Origin of the sequence: Prevotella communis (assembly GCF_022024115.1) — a bacterium.
GTDB classification, from domain to species: Bacteria; Bacteroidota; Bacteroidia; order Bacteroidales; family Bacteroidaceae; genus Prevotella; species Prevotella communis.
In genome coordinates, this window is sequence record NZ_CP091792.1 from 3,516,206 (window position 1) to 3,534,527 (window position 18,322).

The 18,322-nt window shown below is 50.0% G+C and carries 13 protein-coding genes; 6 read left to right on the forward strand and 7 right to left on the reverse strand.

Going from position 1 to position 18,322, the window contains the following annotated elements; translation table 11 throughout:
* Positions 1-2: 2 nt before the first annotated feature.
* On the reverse strand, positions 3-1,616 hold the full coding sequence (gene pckA, locus L6468_RS14430; protein ID WP_237793807.1) for a phosphoenolpyruvate carboxykinase (ATP): 1,614 nt from the start codon (positions 1,614-1,616) through the stop codon (positions 3-5).
* Between the two features lie 224 nt (positions 1,617-1,840).
* Here pckA and upp point away from each other — a divergent pair, with 224 nt between their 5' ends.
* Positions 1,841-2,497 (forward strand): uracil phosphoribosyltransferase, encoded by a 657-nt coding sequence (upp, locus tag L6468_RS14435; RefSeq protein WP_091817587.1) that lies wholly within the window; start codon positions 1,841-1,843, stop codon positions 2,495-2,497.
* Between the two features lie 32 nt (positions 2,498-2,529).
* Here the strand turns inward: upp and L6468_RS14440 are convergent, their stop codons facing one another.
* Positions 2,530-4,983 (reverse strand): glycoside hydrolase family 2 TIM barrel-domain containing protein, encoded by a 2,454-nt coding sequence (locus L6468_RS14440; RefSeq protein ID WP_237793809.1) that lies wholly within the window; start codon positions 4,981-4,983, stop codon positions 2,530-2,532.
* A gap of 171 nt (positions 4,984-5,154) precedes the next feature.
* Between L6468_RS14440 and L6468_RS14445 the strand changes: the two genes are divergently transcribed.
* From L6468_RS14445 to L6468_RS14460, 4 genes are all read left to right on the forward strand, one after another.
* Positions 5,155-5,865 carry a succinate dehydrogenase/fumarate reductase cytochrome b subunit gene (locus tag L6468_RS14445; protein ID WP_091817594.1) on the forward strand — a complete coding sequence of 237 codons (711 nt, stop codon included), beginning with the start codon at positions 5,155-5,157 and terminating at the stop codon, positions 5,863-5,865.
* A 40-nt stretch (positions 5,866-5,905) separates the two neighbouring features.
* Entirely contained in the window at positions 5,906-7,885 is a 1,980-nt protein-coding gene (locus L6468_RS14450) for a fumarate reductase/succinate dehydrogenase flavoprotein subunit (protein WP_091817596.1), read from the forward strand.
* Between the two features lie 88 nt (positions 7,886-7,973).
* Positions 7,974-8,732 (forward strand): succinate dehydrogenase/fumarate reductase iron-sulfur subunit, encoded by a 759-nt coding sequence (locus tag L6468_RS14455; protein WP_091817599.1) that lies wholly within the window; start codon positions 7,974-7,976, stop codon positions 8,730-8,732.
* Positions 8,733-8,871: 139 nt separating this feature from the next.
* Positions 8,872-9,270 (forward strand): DUF2147 domain-containing protein, encoded by a 399-nt coding sequence (locus tag L6468_RS14460; RefSeq protein WP_237793812.1) that lies wholly within the window; start codon positions 8,872-8,874, stop codon positions 9,268-9,270.
* A gap of 59 nt (positions 9,271-9,329) precedes the next feature.
* Here L6468_RS14460 and L6468_RS14465 read toward each other — a convergent pair whose 3' ends face one another.
* Entirely contained in the window at positions 9,330-9,953 is a 624-nt protein-coding gene (locus L6468_RS14465; protein WP_237793814.1) for an HU family DNA-binding protein, read from the reverse strand.
* 180 nt (positions 9,954-10,133) lie between these two features.
* Here L6468_RS14465 and L6468_RS14470 point away from each other — a divergent pair, with 180 nt between their 5' ends.
* Positions 10,134-11,054 carry a DMT family transporter gene (locus L6468_RS14470; protein ID WP_237793823.1) on the forward strand — a complete coding sequence of 307 codons (921 nt, stop codon included), beginning with the start codon at positions 10,134-10,136 and terminating at the stop codon, positions 11,052-11,054.
* Here L6468_RS14470 and pgeF read toward each other — a convergent pair.
* The 4 genes from pgeF to secDF all read right to left on the reverse strand — a co-directional run bounded on the left by pgeF (position 11,032) and on the right by secDF (position 18,228).
* Positions 11,032-11,796, reverse strand: coding sequence for a peptidoglycan editing factor PgeF (gene pgeF, locus L6468_RS14475; protein ID WP_237793831.1), 765 nt, complete (start codon positions 11,794-11,796; stop codon positions 11,032-11,034). The genes L6468_RS14470 and pgeF overlap by 23 nt on opposite strands.
* Positions 11,797-11,852: 56 nt before the next feature.
* A complete protein-coding gene (locus L6468_RS14480) occupies positions 11,853-12,404 on the reverse strand; it encodes a ShlB/FhaC/HecB family protein (protein ID WP_091817611.1) in 552 nt (183 codons plus the stop codon).
* 133 nt (positions 12,405-12,537) lie between these two features.
* A complete protein-coding gene (locus L6468_RS14485; RefSeq protein ID WP_237793833.1) occupies positions 12,538-14,991 on the reverse strand; it encodes a glycoside hydrolase in 2,454 nt (817 codons plus the stop codon).
* Between the two features lie 138 nt (positions 14,992-15,129).
* Positions 15,130-18,228, reverse strand: coding sequence for a protein translocase subunit SecDF (gene secDF / locus L6468_RS14490; protein WP_237793835.1), 3,099 nt, complete (start codon positions 18,226-18,228; stop codon positions 15,130-15,132).
* Between the last annotated feature and the right edge of the window lie 94 nt (positions 18,229-18,322).

Here is an 18,322-nt window from a genome sequence, read left to right on the forward strand (position 1 = left end):
GCTTAGAGCTTAGGACCAGCAGCTACGAGAGCCTTACCAGCCTCGTTGCCCTCATACTTCTTGAAGTTCTTGATGAAGCGAGCAGCCAGATCCTTAGCCTTCTCCTCCCACTCAGCAGCATTTGCATAAGTGTCGCGGGGATCCAGGATGTTGGTGTCTACGCCCTCAAGCTGTGTGGGAACCTCGAAATCGAAGAAAGGAATCTTCTTGGTAGGAGCGTTCAGGATAGCGCCACCCAGGATAGCGTCGATGATACCACGAGTATCGCGGATAGAGATACGCTTACCAGTACCGTTCCAACCAGTGTTAACGAGGTATGCCTTAGCACCGCTCTTCTCCATCTTCTTAACCAGCTCCTCAGCGTACTTTGTGGGGTGCAGCTCGAGGAATGCCTGACCGAAGCAAGCAGAGAATGTAGGAGTAGGCTCTGTGATACCACGCTCTGTACCAGCCAGCTTAGCTGTGAAACCAGAGAGGAAGTAGTACTTAGTCTGCTCAGGAGTCAGGATAGAAACGGGAGGCAGTACGCCGAATGCGTCAGCTGACAGGAAGATTACGTTCTTAGCGTCAGGACCTGCACTCTTACCATTCACCTTCTTAACAACCTTCTCGATGTGATCGATAGGATATGATACACGAGTATTCTCGGTTACGCTCTTGTCAGCGAAGTCGATCTTACCAGCCTCGTCAACAGTTACGTTCTCCAGCAGAGCATTGCGACGGATAGCGTTGTAGATATCGGGCTCAGACTCCTTGTCGAGGTTGATAACCTTAGCGTAGCAACCACCTTCGAGGTTGAACACACCCTCGTCGTCCCATCCGTGCTCGTCGTCACCAATCAGCAGACGCTTAGGATCGGTAGACAGAGTGGTCTTACCTGTACCAGACAGACCGAAGAAGATAGCGGTGTTCTTACCCTCCATGTCGGTGTTAGCAGAGCAGTGCATTGAAGCGATGCCCTGGAGAGGCAGGTAGTAGTTCTGCATAGAGAACATACCCTTCTTCATCTCACCACCGTACCATGTGTTGATGATAACCTGCTCGCGGCTTGTAGTGTTGAAAGCAACACAAGTCTCTGAGTTCAGACCCAGCTCCTTGAAGTTCTCAACCTTAGCCTTAGAAGCGTTATAGATTACGAAGTTAGGTTCGAAGTTCTCCAACTCCTCAGCAGTAGGCTGGATGAACATGTTGGTAACGAAGTGAGCCTGCCATGCTACCTCAACGATGAAGCGAACAGCCAGACGAGTACCCTCGTTAGCGCCACAGAAAGCGTCAACAACATACAGATCCTTATTGCAGAGCTCCTTAACAGCGATTTCCTTAACCTTAGCCCATACGTCTTCGCTCATGGGGTGGTTGTCATTCTTATACTCCTCAGAAGTCCACCATACCTTATCCTGGCTCTGTGCATCCTTCACGATGTACTTGTCCTTAGGTGAACGACCAGTGTAAATACCAGTCATCACGTTTACAGCGTTCAGCTCGGTGTTCTGACCCTTGTCGAAACCAGTCAGACCAGCCTTTGTCTCCTCTGCGAAGAGAGTCTCATACGAAGGATTGTGAGCAATCACGGTAGAACCTGTGATGCCATACTGTGTCAAATCTAACTTTGCCATTTGTTTTTGATTTATTTAAAAAATTATACTTTCGTCTATTTTAACGGCTGCAAAGGTACAAATAATTGGTGAAAGGTGAAAGGTGAAAGGTGAATATTTTGTGCGCACACAACCATTTTTATGTTAAAGTATCTCAAAACAAGAGTCAGTTTAAAGGTTTTGCAACCCGCAGTTAGCAATTATCGTGCAAAAATAACTATCTTTGCAATCAAAAATCTAAATTTATGAAAGTCATTAATTTCTCAGAGCAAAATTCGGTCATCAATCATTTCATGGCCGAGATTCGTGATAAGAGTTATCAGAAAAACCGTCTGCTGTTTCGTAACAACATTGAACGTATTGGCGAGATGATGGCCTACGAGCTGTCGAAGACCTTGACCTACAAGCCAAAAACAGTGACAACACCCCTTGGAACCATCGATATTCCGATGATTAAAGACGAGGTGCTGCTGGCCACGGTGCTGCGTGCCGGACTACCTTTTCACGAAGGTTTTCTTCGCGTATTTGACCATGCAGAAAACGGTTTTGTATCAGCCTTCCGCATGTACACCAATCGTGAACATACCGAGGTAGGCATCCACACAGAATACATGGCTTCGCCCAGCGTGAAAGGCAAGACCCTCATCATCGTTGACCCCATGTTGGCTACAGGTGGATCAATGGTAGCTGCCTATGAGGCTCTTCTGAAAACTGGCAAGCCTCATCAGGTGCATATTGCCAGTGTAATTGGCACGCCAGAAGGTGTTGAAATGTTACAGAAGAGCGTATCCGATGATGTTACGCTATGGTGCGCAGCCATTGACCCCGGCATGAATGAGCACAAATACATCGTACCAGGTTTCGGCGACTGCGGCGATCTCTGCTTTGGCGAAAAACTCTAAATAAAAAACCCCTCCATTCCGGAGGGGCTTTATTATTCCACAGGGATACTTATTTTCCTGGTCAGTTTACGCTGTTTGTCCTTGACAGTAAGCGTGAGCTGACCTTTTTTCTTGCCCGCCTGACAAACCACGACCAACTGTCCCGCAAAGAGTTTCATCGTAGGTTCGGTGAAGACCTCCAGACTGGTAGCATCGCCATTGCAGACAGCCTTGAAAGAGCCGGCGCCACTTACCTCAAATGAAAGTTGGTCTGTAGCATCAGGTATCAGCGTGCCATACTTATCCACCAGACTAACAGTGATATAGGCCAGGTCATTGCCATCGGCTTTGAGACTGGACGCCTGCGACCACACCTCAGTCTTGAGTTTTGCAGGTTTCCCAGCTGTCCTCATTATTTTCTCACCAACAGGCTTTCCATTGGTGTCATAAACCACCACCTTCACCTCACCAGGCTCATATTTCACATTGTTCCAGCGCAGGCGATAGCGGTCCAGACGACTATCTTTGTTTTTCTTGATGCGCCCCTGACTCTTACCATTGACAAAGAGTTCAGCCTCATTATAATCGGTATAGCAATAGACGGGCGTCACCTCGCCTACCCTCTCCTTTCCCCATGTCCAATGAGGCAACAGATGGATGGTATGCTCGTCTTTACGCCAATGCGAGCGATAGAGATAATAACGGTCCTTGGGGAGTCCGGCCAAGTCGCAGATACCAAAATACGACGAGCGCGAAGGCCAGTACTCATCATAAGGCGTGGGCTCACCAAGATAGTCGAACCCCGTCCATACGAACTCACCAATCACCCAGTCCTTATCATCCTGCCATTGCCAGTCATCATCGGGCAAGTTACTCCATGAGCACCATTCCACATCATAGCCCGAGCACTGACCATCAGGGTGAACACCCTTATCCGTAGGCGTTACAGGGAAATAATAGGTGCCACGCGAAGAGACCGTAGAGGCCGTTTCCGATCCTAACAGGAAGCCATGCGTTAGCGTATCATGCGCCTTTTGGTATTTATTCAATCGGTAATTCAGTCCAGGGATATCCATTGCCTGCGCGAAACCACTGGCCAGTGCATTATCTACGCGATCCATGCCCTGAGTAACAGGGCGTGTTGCATCAAGAGAATGTACCAGTCCCTGCAAGCGAATGGCCATTTCTCTTCCCTCCTCACTCCATTGTTCAGGAATCTCGTTGCCGATAGACCACATGACGATGGACGGGTGATTCCTATTCGCCTTCACCAGATTCGTGATATCCTTGTCGGCCCACTGGTCAAAGAAGCGCGCATATCCATTCTTACACTTAGGATACTTCCACATGTCAAAGCTCTCGGCCATCACCATCATTCCCAGCGAGTCACAGATATCCATCTGCCACTGGCTCGGCATATTATGAGCCGTGCGGATAGCATCGCACCCCATCTCCTTCATAATCTTTATCTGGCGAATCAAAGCAGCTTTGTTGACTGCCGCGCCCAGTGGTCCGAGGTCATGATGCAGACAGACACCCTTCAGTTTTCGCGTCACACCATTCAGCTGGAAACCCTTTTCCTTCGACACTCTGACGGTGCGTAAGCCCAATTTCATCGTTTTCCGGTCGATGGCCTTACCGAAGTCGTCATATACATTGGGGGCAGAGATGCCGTCACAAAGGGTGATACGCAACTTATAGAGATTAGGCGTTTCAGGAGTCCACAGTTGGGCATCGGGAATCATAAAGGTGCCGACAGCCTTTCCTGATCCTCTTTTCTGCGGTGCAGGACAGACCCATATCTTGTTTTTATTGTCTGGAGCGAAGAGTTCCATGATGACAGGCAGTCCCTGACCAGCATTGAGAATGGGCACCTCCACCACCAATTTGGTACAATCAACGCCTTTACCATTCTTAACATGCAACTCTGTCCTGGTGGTGATACCCCAGTCATCAATACGCGCCTGCTGAGGTGTGAGGACGAGTGTCACAGGTCGATAGATGCCTGCACCAGGATACCAGCGAGAACTCTCCTCCACATTCTTCAGATGCACCTCCAACAGGTTCTCACCTCCTTTTACAAAAGGCGTGATATCCACGCGGAAGGTATTATAGCCATAAGCCCAATAGCCAGCCTGCTTTCCATTGACATAGACCGTAGGCTCAGACATGGCACCATCGAATATCAATTCGGCATGGCCACTGAAATCTGAAGGAATCGTGATGACCCTTTTATAATGGCCCTCACCAATCCAGGGCAACGACCCACTTCGCCCACTTTTCTCTGTCGCGATTTTTTCACCATTCTGAACGATAGCTACCGTCTGCAGGTCCCACTTCTTGTCAAAGGGTCCACTGATAGCCCAGTCGTGGGGTACGATCACCGTCTGCCACGTCTGTTTATCACGCGAGAACTGCCAATCGTCCTGTAAAAGAATTTCCTGTCTCTCTTGAGCTTGCGCCGACAATATGCCAAGCAGCGCCAAGGTTAATAATTGAATTTTCATATTCGTTTTAAGCAGATGTTTTTTGACGAAGAAACATTCTTGTCGGCTACAAAATTACACATTTTTCTTATATTTCTTAATGTAATCGTTTGTAATTTCACGATTTTTGATTAATTTTGTGCCCTAAATAAATCTAAATACAATAATTCATTCATTAATTTTCAATCATTTATGTGGTTATTTAATTCATCAATTGGTAGAAAGGTGGTGATGTCACTCACTGGCATCGCGCTGATTCTGTTTTTGACGTTCCACTGCTGCATGAACCTGGTTGCGCTGTTCTCGGGCGAGGCTTACAATGCTATTTGTGAGATGCTCGGTGCCAACTGGTATGCCGTAGTGGCAACAATGGGCTTGGCTGGTCTGGCCGTGCTCCACATCGTTTATGCTTTCATTCTGACAGCACAGAACCGCAAGGCCCGTGGCGACAATCGCTATGAGGTAGCTACAACGGTAAACGCTGGTAAAGTGGAGTGGGCATCAAAGAACATGCTCGTGCTGGGTATCATCATCCTGCTGGGTCTGATTCTCCACCTGTTCAACTTCTGGTACAACATGATGTTTGCCGAGCTGACTGGTATGAGCGTTGCTCACAGCCCCTCTGATGGTTTTGCCTTCATGCAGGACACCTTCAGCAATCCCGTATTTGCAACGCTCTACGTAATTTGGTTCGTAGCTATCTGGTTCCACCTGACTCACGGTTTCTGGAGCTCTCTGCAGACCCTGGGTATGAGCGGTAAGACATGGTTCTGCCGTTGGAAGACCATCGGTTTCATCTACGTTACCCTGCTGATGCTGGGCTTCCTCGTAGTAGTGCTGGCATTCGCTTTCGGTTGCGCTCCTTCACTCTGTGATGGCAGCAGCTGCAGTTTGTGCTGCTAATTATTCATTATGAATTAAGAATTAAGCATTAAAAAAGATTATGGCTAAAGTATTAGATTCAAAGATTCCTGCAGGACCAGTGCCTGAGAAATGGAAGGAATATAAGGCTCATCAGCGACTGGTTAACCCCAAGAACAAGCTGAAGCTCGACATTATCGTAGTAGGTACCGGTCTGGCTGGTGCTTCTGCAGCAGCCTCACTCGGTGAGATGGGCTTCAACGTGATCAACCTGTGTATTCAGGACTCTCCCCGTCGTGCTCACTCTATCGCTGCTCAGGGTGGTATCAACGCTGCTAAGTGCTATCAGAACGATGGTGACTCTATCTACCGTCTGTTCTACGATACCGTAAAGGGTGGTGACTATCGTGCTCGCGAGGCCAACGTTTATCGTCTGGCTGAGGTATCAAACAATATTATCGACCAGTGCGTAGCTCAGGGCGTTCCTTTCGCTCGTGAGTATGGTGGTATGCTGGCCAACCGTTCTTTCGGTGGTGCTCAGGTAAGCCGTACCTTCTACGCAAAGGGTCAGACCGGTCAGCAGCTGCTGCTGGGTGCCTACAGCTCACTGAGCTGTCAGGTTAACGCTGGCAAGGTGAAGCTCTACACCCGTTACGAGATGGAGGATGTAGTCATCGTTGATGGCCGCGCTCGTGGTATCATCGCCAAGAACCTGGTTACTGGCGAGCTGGAGCGTTTCTCAGCTAACGCCGTAGTTATCGCTACTGGTGGTTACGGTAACACTTACTTCCTCTCTACCAACGCTATGGGTTGTAACTGTACCGCTGCTGTTCAGTGCTATCGTAAGGGTGCTTACTTTGCAAACCCCTCTTACGTTCAGATTCACCCCACCTGTATCCCCGTTCACGGCGACAAGCAGTCTAAGCTGACGCTGATGTCTGAGTCACTGCGTAACGATGGTCGTATCTGGGTTCCAAAGAATATCGAGGATGCCAAGAAACTTCAGAAAGGTGAGATCCAGGCTTGGGATATTCCCGAGGAGGATCGCGACTACTATTTGGAGCGCCGTTATCCCGCCTTCGGTAACCTTGTTCCCCGTGACGTGGCTTCACGTGCCGCTAAGGAGCGTTGCGACAAGGGCTTCGGTGTGAACAACACTGGTCTGGCTGTGTTCCTCGACTTCTCTGAGTCTATCAACCGTCTTGGTCTTGACGCCATGAAGCAGCGCTATGGCAACCTGTTCGATATGTACGAAGAGATTACCGACGTTTATCCTGGTGACTTCGGTAAGGAAATCAATGGCGTGAAATACTATAAGCCCATGATGATTTATCCCGCTATCCACTACACAATGGGTGGTATCTGGGTTGACTACGAACTGCAGACCACAATCCCTGGTCTCTTCGCTATCGGTGAGTGTAACTTCTCTGACCACGGTGCCAACCGTCTGGGTGCTTCTGCTCTGATGCAGGGTCTGGCCGATGGTTACTTCGTATTGCCTTACACCATCCAGAACTATCTCGCAGATCAGGCTGTATGGCCAAAGGTTTCTACCGATCTGCCTGAGTTCGAGGCTGCCGAGAAGGGCGTTAACGCCGAGATCGACCGTCTGCTCAACATCAAGGGTAAGCGTTCTGTTGACTCTATTCACAAGGAACTGGGTCACATCATGTGGGAGTATGTAGGTATGGGTCGCACCGCTGAGGGCCTGAAGGAAGGTCTGAAGAAGATGCACGAGCTCGAGAAGGAGTTCGACACCAACCTCTTCGTTCCTGGCACTAAGGAAGGTCTCAACGTGGAGCTCGACAAGGCTATCCACCTGCGCGACTTCTTCACAATGGGTCAGCTCGTAGCATTCGACGCACTCTCTCGTAACGAGTCTTGCGGTGGTCACTTCCGTGAGGAGTACCAGACCGAGGAAGGCGAGGCTAAGCGCGACGACGAGAACTACTTCTACGTAGGCTGCTGGGAGTACAAAGGCAAGGGCAACGAGCCTGAGCTCATCAAGGAGCCACTGGAGTACGAGGCAATCAAGGTACAGACACGTAACTATAAGAACTAATGTGCAAGCCGAAGGCAGAGTCAAGCTCGCTTGAACTCTGCTGAGGCGAAGCCATTAGTCATCGTAAGATAACTAATGAATTAAAATTATGGCAAGAAATATTTCATTTACAATAAAGTTCTGGCGCCAGAATGGCCCCAAGGACCAGGGACATTTCGACACCCACGAGATGCACGATATTCCCGATGATACCTCGTTCCTCGAGATGCTCGACATCCTGAATGAGGAGCTCATCAACGAAGGCAAGGAGCCCTTCGTATTCGACCACGACTGCCGCGAGGGTATCTGCGGTATGTGCTCACTCTACATCAACGGTACACCTCACGGTCGCACAGAGCGTGGCGCTACAACCTGTCAGCTCTACATGCGTCGTTTCAACGATGGCGACGTAATCACCGTAGAGCCTTGGCGTTCAGCTGCCTTCCCCGTGATTAAGGACTGTATGGTTGACCGCTACGCCTTCGATAAGATTATCCAGGCTGGTGGCTACACCACTATCCGCACCGGTCAGGCTCAGGATGCCAACGCTATCCTGATTCCTAAGGAGGATGCCGACGAGGCTATGGACTGCGCTACATGTATTGGTTGCGGCGCTTGCGTTGCAGCATGTAAGAACGGTTCTGCCATGCTCTTCGTATCGTCAAAGGTTTCTCAGCTCGCCCTGCTTCCCCAGGGTAAGATTGAGGCTGCCCGCCGCGTGAAGAACATGATTGCCAAGATGGACGAGCTGGGCTTCGGTAACTGTACCAACACCCGCGCTTGTGAGGCTGTATGTCCTAAGAACGAGACCATCGCTAACATCGCTCGCCTGAACCGCGAGATGATTAAGGCAAAGCTCGCCGACTAATACGCACGTACATTATTTATATAAGAGGCGCCGCAGGGAAATCATCCTTGCGGTGCTTTTTTTTATACCATATCGCCCCACTATTCAGAAAAAGTGTGTACCTTTGCGGTCGAAATTATCACCAATATAAACAGAATAAATGATGAAAAAATTTGTATTAAGTTTAGTATTGGCCGTGTTCGCCCAGACTGGTTATTCACAAGACATCAAGGGAAAATGGCTGACTGAGGCTGGCGATGCCCAAGTGGAAATCTATGAGGCCAACGGCAAGGTAAACGGTAAGATTGTGTGGCTGAAGCAGGGTCCTGAGACCAAGGATACCCACAACCCTGACGAGAAATTGCGCAGTCGTAAACTGATGGGCGTGAACATCCTCTCTGGTCTCTCAAAGAAGAAGGAGAAGTGGGAAGGTGGTCGCATCTACAATCCCAAGAACGGCAAGGACTATAAATGCTCTATTTGGCTGGAAGACGGCAAGTTGAAAGTACGCGGCTACATCGGTTTCCTGTACGAGACGCAGACATGGAAGCGGAAGTAAGCGAAAATAACTGTCACAAAAATTCGAGGGAGATAGATTCAAGGTCTATCCCCCTCGCTTTATTTTTTCACCCACACTTTATGCGATCCGGCACCTTTTTCAGTTATTCCTGATGCTGGGTTGGCGACAAACTTAGCCAGTTCTCGCGAGGCAGAACTGCTACTAAGGGCATTGAGATTAGCATAGTCCTGTAGGGTGATGAAGCCATGCTTATCGATATGACGGAGCACACGCTGCAGACGCTCTTCTGGTGTATAGGGGGAGGTGGTAGCGGGATTATAGGACGCACGCTCAAAGGTGTTGTCTCTGTTAATATCATCTACCAGTTTCTTATCAACTTTAAAGTTCACTCCCTTAGCCTCTACACGACGATACTTCATCTTGGGCTCGTCCTGCTTATCGTCTTCCGCTGGATTATCAGAAAATTGGAGAGCCAACGAGAAGACACCAAGATTGTCTATCTTCATGGTGTGACCCATGGGAAGATATGTCTTCATAACCTCTGAAAGCGTATCAAGTACGCCACGCACCGTACCTTCGCTGAAAGCAGGCGAATAGTTGTGAATGAGTTCCACCACCTTATCGTAGTCATATTCTGTATAGACTTGCATCTTGGGGAATATCCTTCCTTTTTTGCCGTTGCCCATGCCCTCAGGCATTTCCTTAATTACATAATTAGCCATATCACTTATCTTTTTTCGTTTCAAACTTTGAAATCTCCATCCCCAACTTTGGAATACGCATCCCAGACTTTGAAATGTACATCCCAAAGTTTGGGATAGAAATTAGTTGCAAAGATAACAACTTTTTTCCAACTATTTGGCTGTTTCCACATTATTTTGTACCTTTGCGGCACGAAAACTATGACTTACATTGGTGAATTGATATCTATTGGCGTAGCGTTCTCGTGGACGGCTACGGCGCTGCTGAGCGAATTTGGCTCAAAGAGACTGGGAAACCTTACGTTGAACGTGCTGAGAATGGCGCTGGCACTGCTGTTCTCGGGAGTGCTGTTTATGGTGGTAACGGGGAGTCCGTTGCCTGCTGGAGCCTCATGGGAGGCCGGCGGATGGATGCTGCTATCAGGTCTGGTGGGCTATGTGATAGGCGATTTCTGCCTCTTTCAGTGCTATATCATCATTGGCTCGCGCTTCGGACAACTGTTTATGACGATGGCACCGCTGGCGGCTGCGCTGATGGCGTGGGTCACACTGGGTCAGCAGATGACGCTGATGAGCATCGTGGCCATGCTGGTGACGCTCTTTGGTATCAGCATCTCCGTGCTGGGTCGCGGCGAGCATCATAAGGTGTCGCTGAAGTTGCCCCTGAACGGTGTGCTCTTTGCTGTGGGCGCCGCTATGTGTCAGGGCGTGGGCTTGGTGTTGAGCAAGATTGGTATGGACCACTACGAGATGACGGCAGACATGCCCTCATGGCTCGTTCCCTTTAGTGCTAATTTCTATCGCTGCGTGGCAGGCATCATTGGTTTCTCACTGCTGATGTATGTGCGTCAGGGAATGGCTCCGCTGCGCGAGGCGCTGCACGACAGAAAGGGTCTGGCGGTAGCAACGGCTACCACGATATTCGGTCCCTTCGTGGGTGTGGGATTCTCACTGATGGCTGTGCAATACACAGGTGCTGGCATTGCCTCTACACTGATGGCTACGACGCCTATCATCATTATCCTGCCGTCCTACTGGCTGTTTAAGGAGCAGATTACATGGCGCGCCGTAGTGGGTGCCGTGGTATCGGTTGTAGGTGTCAGTCTCTTCTTCTTAGGATAATACCCGTGAAGATGCGACCCGACTCGATGCCCAGTCGGCGGGCTGAGAAATAGGTGTCTGACTGCATATAGGTGCACACGGGCGACACGCTGATGTGCGCATCTGGCACGCCTGCGGAAATCAACTGCAAGCGGTTGCACTCAGGCAAGTCAAGATGCCATTTCTCATATTTTCTGCTGATGGATTCCATCGGAAATCCCGCATCTTCAAAGGCCTGATATACCTCGTCGCCCACCTCGAAACTCTCCAGGTGGATGCCTGGTCCTATCTGTGCGATAAGGTCTGCGGGATTGGTGCCGTAAACTTCCGTCATCCTTGCTATGGACTGCTCCACAATGCGCATCACCGTGCCTCGCCAGCCGGCATGAACGGCACAGACGGCACGCTGCCGTGGGTCATAGAGCAACACGGGGATACAGTCGGCTGTAGAGACGCCGATACACACATCCTCCACATTGGTCATCAGCGCATCATAGCCCTCAAGGTCAACATCCAACTGTTCGCCAATCACAGCTATCTCGGCTTTGTGGACCTGATGCGGCATCAGCAGACGGTCGTCGGTAATATCCAGAAGGCGGCACAGCGCCTCGCGATTCTTGCGGATAGCCTCATCGCTATCACCACAATATCTGTTGATATTAAACTCGCCATAGCGCCCTGTGCTATAGCCCCCTTTACGCATAGAGCTGAAGGCGGTGAGGCCCTCAGCTATATGATAGTATTGCAAACTTGGTATCTTCATATCCTTGCACCTTTTTGCCTGCAAAGATACGCTTTTTCTGTGTAACAACGACAGGATTACTTAGCAAACTTGCCGCTGGCCATCACCTTTGCAGAGGCGGTGGTGGTGCTATCGCTGGCGCTGCGAGTGATGCCGCGTGTGTTCCAGTAGCCCCAGTCAAAGCGATTGTCGTAGTTCAGGCGGAACACGATATCCTTTGAGGTGCCGTCGTCCATATAGCCCTCGAAGCGGTTGCTGCTCAGGCGGTAGTCGTTGATATATACGTCGTTCCAACTGTCGGCATAGCGAATGCGGATGCTTCCCTTGTAGATATCCCACTCGAACTCGCAGTAGTAATAGTCAGAATAGCGGCTGTTCAGGTCGTAGTCAACCTCATAGCCCCATCCGCTATAGGCACTGGTGCGCTCGAAGTACATCGTGGTGCGATAGCTGTCGCCAGTCAGTCCCCAACGGTCGTAATAGTAGGTATCGATATAGCCAGTCCAAGTGCCGTCGAGTGTACGAGCCTCGCTGCGGTCTTCCATATCCTCCCAGAACTCAATATCGCAACTGGTAAACAGAGTCATCGTCAGGATGATCATTGCTGTATAGGTAAAAAACTTCTTCATAGCTGTATCTTTTTAAAGGGTTCAACTTCTTGTTCACATTGCAAAGATACAAACTATGCAGCTGCTACGCAAGGTGTTTTTCCTAAACCTCAGTAGGGAATTTCCTATTTCGCAGAGGGAAAACGGAAATGCCCTAAGGTATCACCACTTTACGACCGTTTATAATATAAAGTCCCTTATTCAGCCCGCCACGGTTGCCCATGCGGCGACCTGACAGGTCATAGATTCGTTTTTCAGCAGACTGCATCATCCTTTCCTGCGACATAGGCAGTTCGTGAATGGCATCAGTCTTTTGTGAACTGTTAAGCGGAAACAGCATCCACTGACGATGAATGGGGGCGGCGTTGCCGTCCTGATACTGCCAAACAGAGACTACGGTTCCCGGGGCTGTTGACTCATTATTGAGGTCGAAGGCGTGACTATGCCCCTTCTTAGCCAGAATCTTATAATATGGATAGTCAACGACTTCTATATAGAAATCTTGCTCGTCGGCCTCGCTCTTCGCAGCGGTAAGCGTAGAGCTGCTCAGGTTACGATGAGCCGTGAGCCGCAGTCCGAGTGCGTTTTGCAAGCCATAGGTACCATTGCCAAGGTCGGAGAGCATCCAGCGCTGGGCATCACCGTAGTCTATGTCCTGAATAGTCACCCTGCTGCCCGTTGCCGAGACGGCCCGCGAGGTCTCATGTCGAGGAATAATCAGATATTCACACCCGTCGCGCAGCAGGCTGTCTGGTTCTGCGACCGCACACTGGGTAGGTATAATAAATGTCATGATAGACTGGGCAGGCATGATGACCTTCATTTCACTGCCATTAAGGGTAACGCCACTCTTCGTGCTGGTCAGATTCTCGCTGGCCGAAGTGCGGTAAGCCTTGATACTTGTAAGCGCAGGCAGGTCGGGAAAGAGCGACAGGTCAATATTGTGGATTGCTTTTGTACCTTCGTTGAGCACCACGAGCACCAACGTATCGCGGGCGGCATTAACGGCAGCCAGCGTCTTCGGACAGGGCGATGTAATGATGTCGTAGCCGTGCTTAATGAAGCGTGAGCACTGCTGGCGCACGTAGTAGTTCTTCACCTTGGCGTAAGTCTGGTCGGCAAAACTGCCGCGAATGGTACACCACTGGTCATTGGCCTCTTCCATATACTGCCAGTCAATCCACGCCTCAGGCTGTATGTAGCGCATATCGTCAAGCAGTCGCTGCGCCATGCTGAGATTGCCGCCAATGCCGTTGCCACCACTACCCGTCTCGCTCATCCAAAGGGGCATATCAGACTGATGGGCCAGGAATGCCAGGCGCGAACGGTCGGCATTATTGCCGGAATAGGTGTGGGTGTTCCACTGGCCCACCTTCGACAGCACACCGGCATTCTTATATTGCTTGAAGCCCTCTACGGAGAGTCCTATATTGGTCTCGTCGGATGCCGAGATAACCGTGCTGAGTCCTGAGGCTTTTAGGATAGGCTCTAATACACGGATGAACTTTATCTGCGAGGCATAGTCGAAATGACAGCCTTCCTGCGGACCGTTGGCATACCAGAAATTAGTGACCGACTCATTAAAGGGCTCCAGGGTCTTGAACTCAATGCCGTATTCGTCCTTGTAGTGCTTGCAGACATCCACCAGATAATGTGCAAACTCCTCGTAATACTCTGGCTTCAGATTGTCTTTTCCGCCATCCACATTGCCGCTGCAGCAACCGCTGTAGGTCATGTAATAAGGACAGGAGTTGCTGAAGGCTTCAAACACGGCATCGGGGCGCAGCTCCTTGATTTTCAGCATAATCTTTCGCTGGGCAGCATCGCGGTCCCAATGATACTCATCGCCACTGAAGTCCTTGAAACCTTCCATCTCAGCACGCAGGCCCTTGCCTCTGCCCATATGGTGCAGGTCGCAATGACTGTTCTCGGGGTCGTCGCCACCGCCAATGTTATAGCGGAAATGGGTGTAATTAAGGCCGGTGGGACTGACAAGCCACTTCACGATTTCCGTGATTTTCTCGTCCGACCACTTGCCACACTGGCCTGCCCACCAGCAAAGCGACACGCCCCAGCCATCGAAATGCTGGCGCACCACCTGCGGATTAACCATATAAGTAAGGGTATCAACAGGGGGCGTGGCATTGACTTTGCTGCCAAAATACCATAGGTGCTTCATGTCCGACCCGTCTTTGTCGGAAAACACCTTCTGGTGACCGTCGTTACTGTCTGTACCCAGATATTTGTTATTGGATTTGCAACGCAGTTTTACGTATTGGCTCATGCCTGGTTCAATCAGGAATTTTGCCTCAGCCAGAGAAGAGTCGGCAACGAAAACCGTGTTCCATTGTCTCGACTGCGACAGGAAAGCTTTTTGTCCGTCCACCTGTATGGAATAATATCCTGTTCCATCGGGTATCAACGTCATCTTCTGTGGATTGGATTTTGTGGATGCCTCAATCCATCCGCCATTATCAGTACCTTTCTCCAAGTGATTACCACTGCTATGCATCACATACAACGTCGTTGGCTCGCTGAAACTGGTCTGAGCCCAACCGGCAACAGCCGCTACCATGGTTGTTGCCAAAAACAAAAGACATCTCTTCATATTACTTATTATGATTAATCGTGATGCAAAGATATAAAATTTAATCAAAATAAAACACAAAATACGAAAAATCACCACATAAAAAAATGTACGCACGTGCATGTGCGTACATTTTCTTATATTAAGAACTTAGTCGTCTTATTTTGCAGCCTCAACAGGCTCTGTTGTCAAGTCCTCCATGCGGTCCTTACGGCTCATGGTGAGATAAGCTGTAGGAGCAGCGATGAAGATAGAAGACAGCGTGCCGAATACAACACCAAGAATCATGGCGAAGGCGAATGAGCGGATGCTGTCGCCACCCAGGAAGAAGATAGTGAGCAGCACGATTAACGTGGTCACTGAGGTGTTGATGGTACGAGCCAGGGTCTGGTTCAGTGAATCATTGAACAGACGCTTGCGGTCGCGCTTAGCATAGAGCTGCATGTTCTCACGGATACGGTCGAATACCACCACCTTATCGTTGATAGAGTAACCGATAACGGTCAGGATAGCACCGATAAAGGTCTGGTCTATTTCGAGCGACATGGGCACCCATGTGTGGAGCAGTGAGAAGAAGCCGATAACAACCAGTGCATCAAGACTCAGAGCAACGATAGAACCGATAGAGAAGGCTACGTTGCGGAAGCGGAGCAGGATGTAGAGGAAGATGGCAATCAGAGCCAGGATAACGCTGATGATAGCGCTACGAGTGATGGTCTTTGCCACAGAAGGACCTACCTTTGTTGAGCTAACGATGGTACCCTTAGAGGTATCCTCTTCGTTGGCAGGAGGTGTGCGGAAGTCTTCCTTGCTGGTCTCAGCCTTGATCAGCTCAGCCTTGCTCAGTACGCTGTAGATGCTGTCCTCAATCACGTCGTCAACCACAGGGCTGTTTACGTCGTAGTCCCAGTTGGTAGAGATACGAACGGTGCGGTTAGAGGCATCACCCAGGGCGATGATAGTGGTGCTGGCAGGAGAACCGGGGTTAGCGCTCTGCTCGTCGTTCTGAGCGAATACGCCATCGAATGCAGCACGTACATCCTCAACGGGTACTTCCTTATCGAGTACTACAACATAGTTACGACCACCGGTGAAGTCAATGCTCTTGCTGACGCCACGGAAGAAGAAGCTAATGCAGAATACAACAATAGCGACTGCCCATACAGCGTAAGACACCTTGAATGAGCCCATGAAGTTGAATTTTGTTCCCTGCATCAGGTTCTTAGACAGAGGTGTAGAGAAGGTGAGCTTCTGCCACTTGTCGTTCTTCATCTGACGATCGTAAACCAGACGGGTCATGAATACAGCGGTGAAGAACGATACGCAGATACCGATGATCAGCGTCGTTGCGAAACCACGGATAGGACCTGTACCAACTACGAACAGGATGATACCTGTGAGCAGTGATGTCAAGTTAGAGTCGAAGATAGCTGAGAAAGCGTTAGAGTAACCCAGGTTCAGGGCCTCCTTGATGTTCAAGCCCTTGCGCAACTCTTCCTTCGTACGTTCGTAGATCAGCACGTTAGCATCCACAGCCGTACCCAGTGTCAACACGATACCTGCAATACCAGGCATGGTCAGCGCTGCTTGGAACGAGCTCAGAATACCCAGCGTGAAGAACAGGTTGAACAGCAGGGCACAGTTGGCCAGCATACCAGGAATCCAGTTGTAGAGCAGCACCATCACAACCATCAGCAGCACAAAGGCTACGATGAATGAAATAACACCCTGCTGGATTGACTGAGCACCGAGTGAAGGACCTACCATCTGGTAAGAAGCAACACGCAGAGGAGCAGGCATCTTACCTGAGTTCAGAGTGTTAGCCAAGTCCTTGGTGTCGGCCTGAGTGAAGCGACCAGAGATCTGTGAGCTACCACCAGGAATCTCACCGTTTACGCGAGGAGCACTGTAAACCACCTCGTCGAGGACGATAGCGATAGCGCGACCTACGTTCATCTTAGTCAGGTTAGCCCAGATGCGGGTACCCTCAGTATTCATCTGCATAGAAACCACAGGACCTACATTACCAATCTCGTTGCTGTAGTCGTCCTTAGCGGTTGTCACCACGTCACCTGTCAGAGGAGCCTTTCCGTTAGGATCGTTCACCTTGATAGCATAGAGGTGCAGCACCTTGGTCTTCTTGCCAGTCTCGGGATTCTCGATCTTGCTGACCTTAGCATCCCAGTAGAGGCGCATCTCCTTGGGGAGCACCTTCTTGGCAATCTCTGAATAGATAACCTTATTGACCTCAGCAGTATCTGTAACGCGGGCATAACCTACGTCGCAGAGGCTCTCTGTGTGATAGGGGTCATTCACTACGAGGTAGTTCAGCAGGCTCTTTGCCTGATTGTTGTTGCCAGCCTCAGCAGCAGCGAGGTCTTTCTTAGCAGCCAGGTCGAGGGCATTAACGGTATCGTTTGCCTCTACAGCCTCTGCCTCAGCAACAGCGGCGGTATCCTCCTTAGCCTCAGCCTTGATGTCGCTAATCTCAGCCAAGTAAGCAGAGTGCAACTGACCGATGAAAGGCATAGCCTCTTCGCGCATGTAGGTCTCATGGAACTGCAGGTCAGCACTTCCTGACAACAGCTTCAGGATACGATCCTTATCTTTCTTGGCGCCTGGCATTTCAACCATGATACGGCTCTGGCCGCTCAGCTTCTGGATGTTTGGCTGAGCCACGCCGAACTTATCTACACGGGTACGAACCACGGTCTCGGCGTTGTCGATAGCAGCATCAACCTCTGCCTGCAGGGCAGCGATAACCTGCTCGTCGGTGCTCTTGGTGTTCACCTTGTCACGCATCTGCTGTGTAGCGAAGATGGTGTTCAGCTGACGACCACCACCAAACTCCTTCCAGCGCTCTACGAAGAGGCTGATGAAGTCTGACTGACTCTTCTCCTCGTCCTTCACGGCAGCCTCGAATGCCTTACGGTAGCCCTCGTCGGTCTTGTGACCAGCCAGGAAGTCTACGATGTCAGGCACTGACACTTCCAGAATAACGTTCATACCGCCCTTCAGGTCAAGACCCAGGCCAATTTCCATCTCACGGCACTCGTCAAGACTCCAAGCTCCGAGCCATACATGGTCCTCAGATGACAGCGAGTCCAAATACTCGTCGGCTGCCTTATCTCCCAGTTCAGCGCGCAGTGCCTCAGCCTTGTTTTCAAAGTGGCGAGTCACAAACGAGAACGAAAGATAGAAGCAGCACACAAGAATGAGTGCAACTGCAATAAATCTTACAATTCCTTTGTTTTGCATTGTTTTATTTTTAGTTTATTATATATATAATCGCGTTATTGAGCCTGCAAATATAGTGATAATTTTACACATTTGAAAATTTTTTGGCTATTTT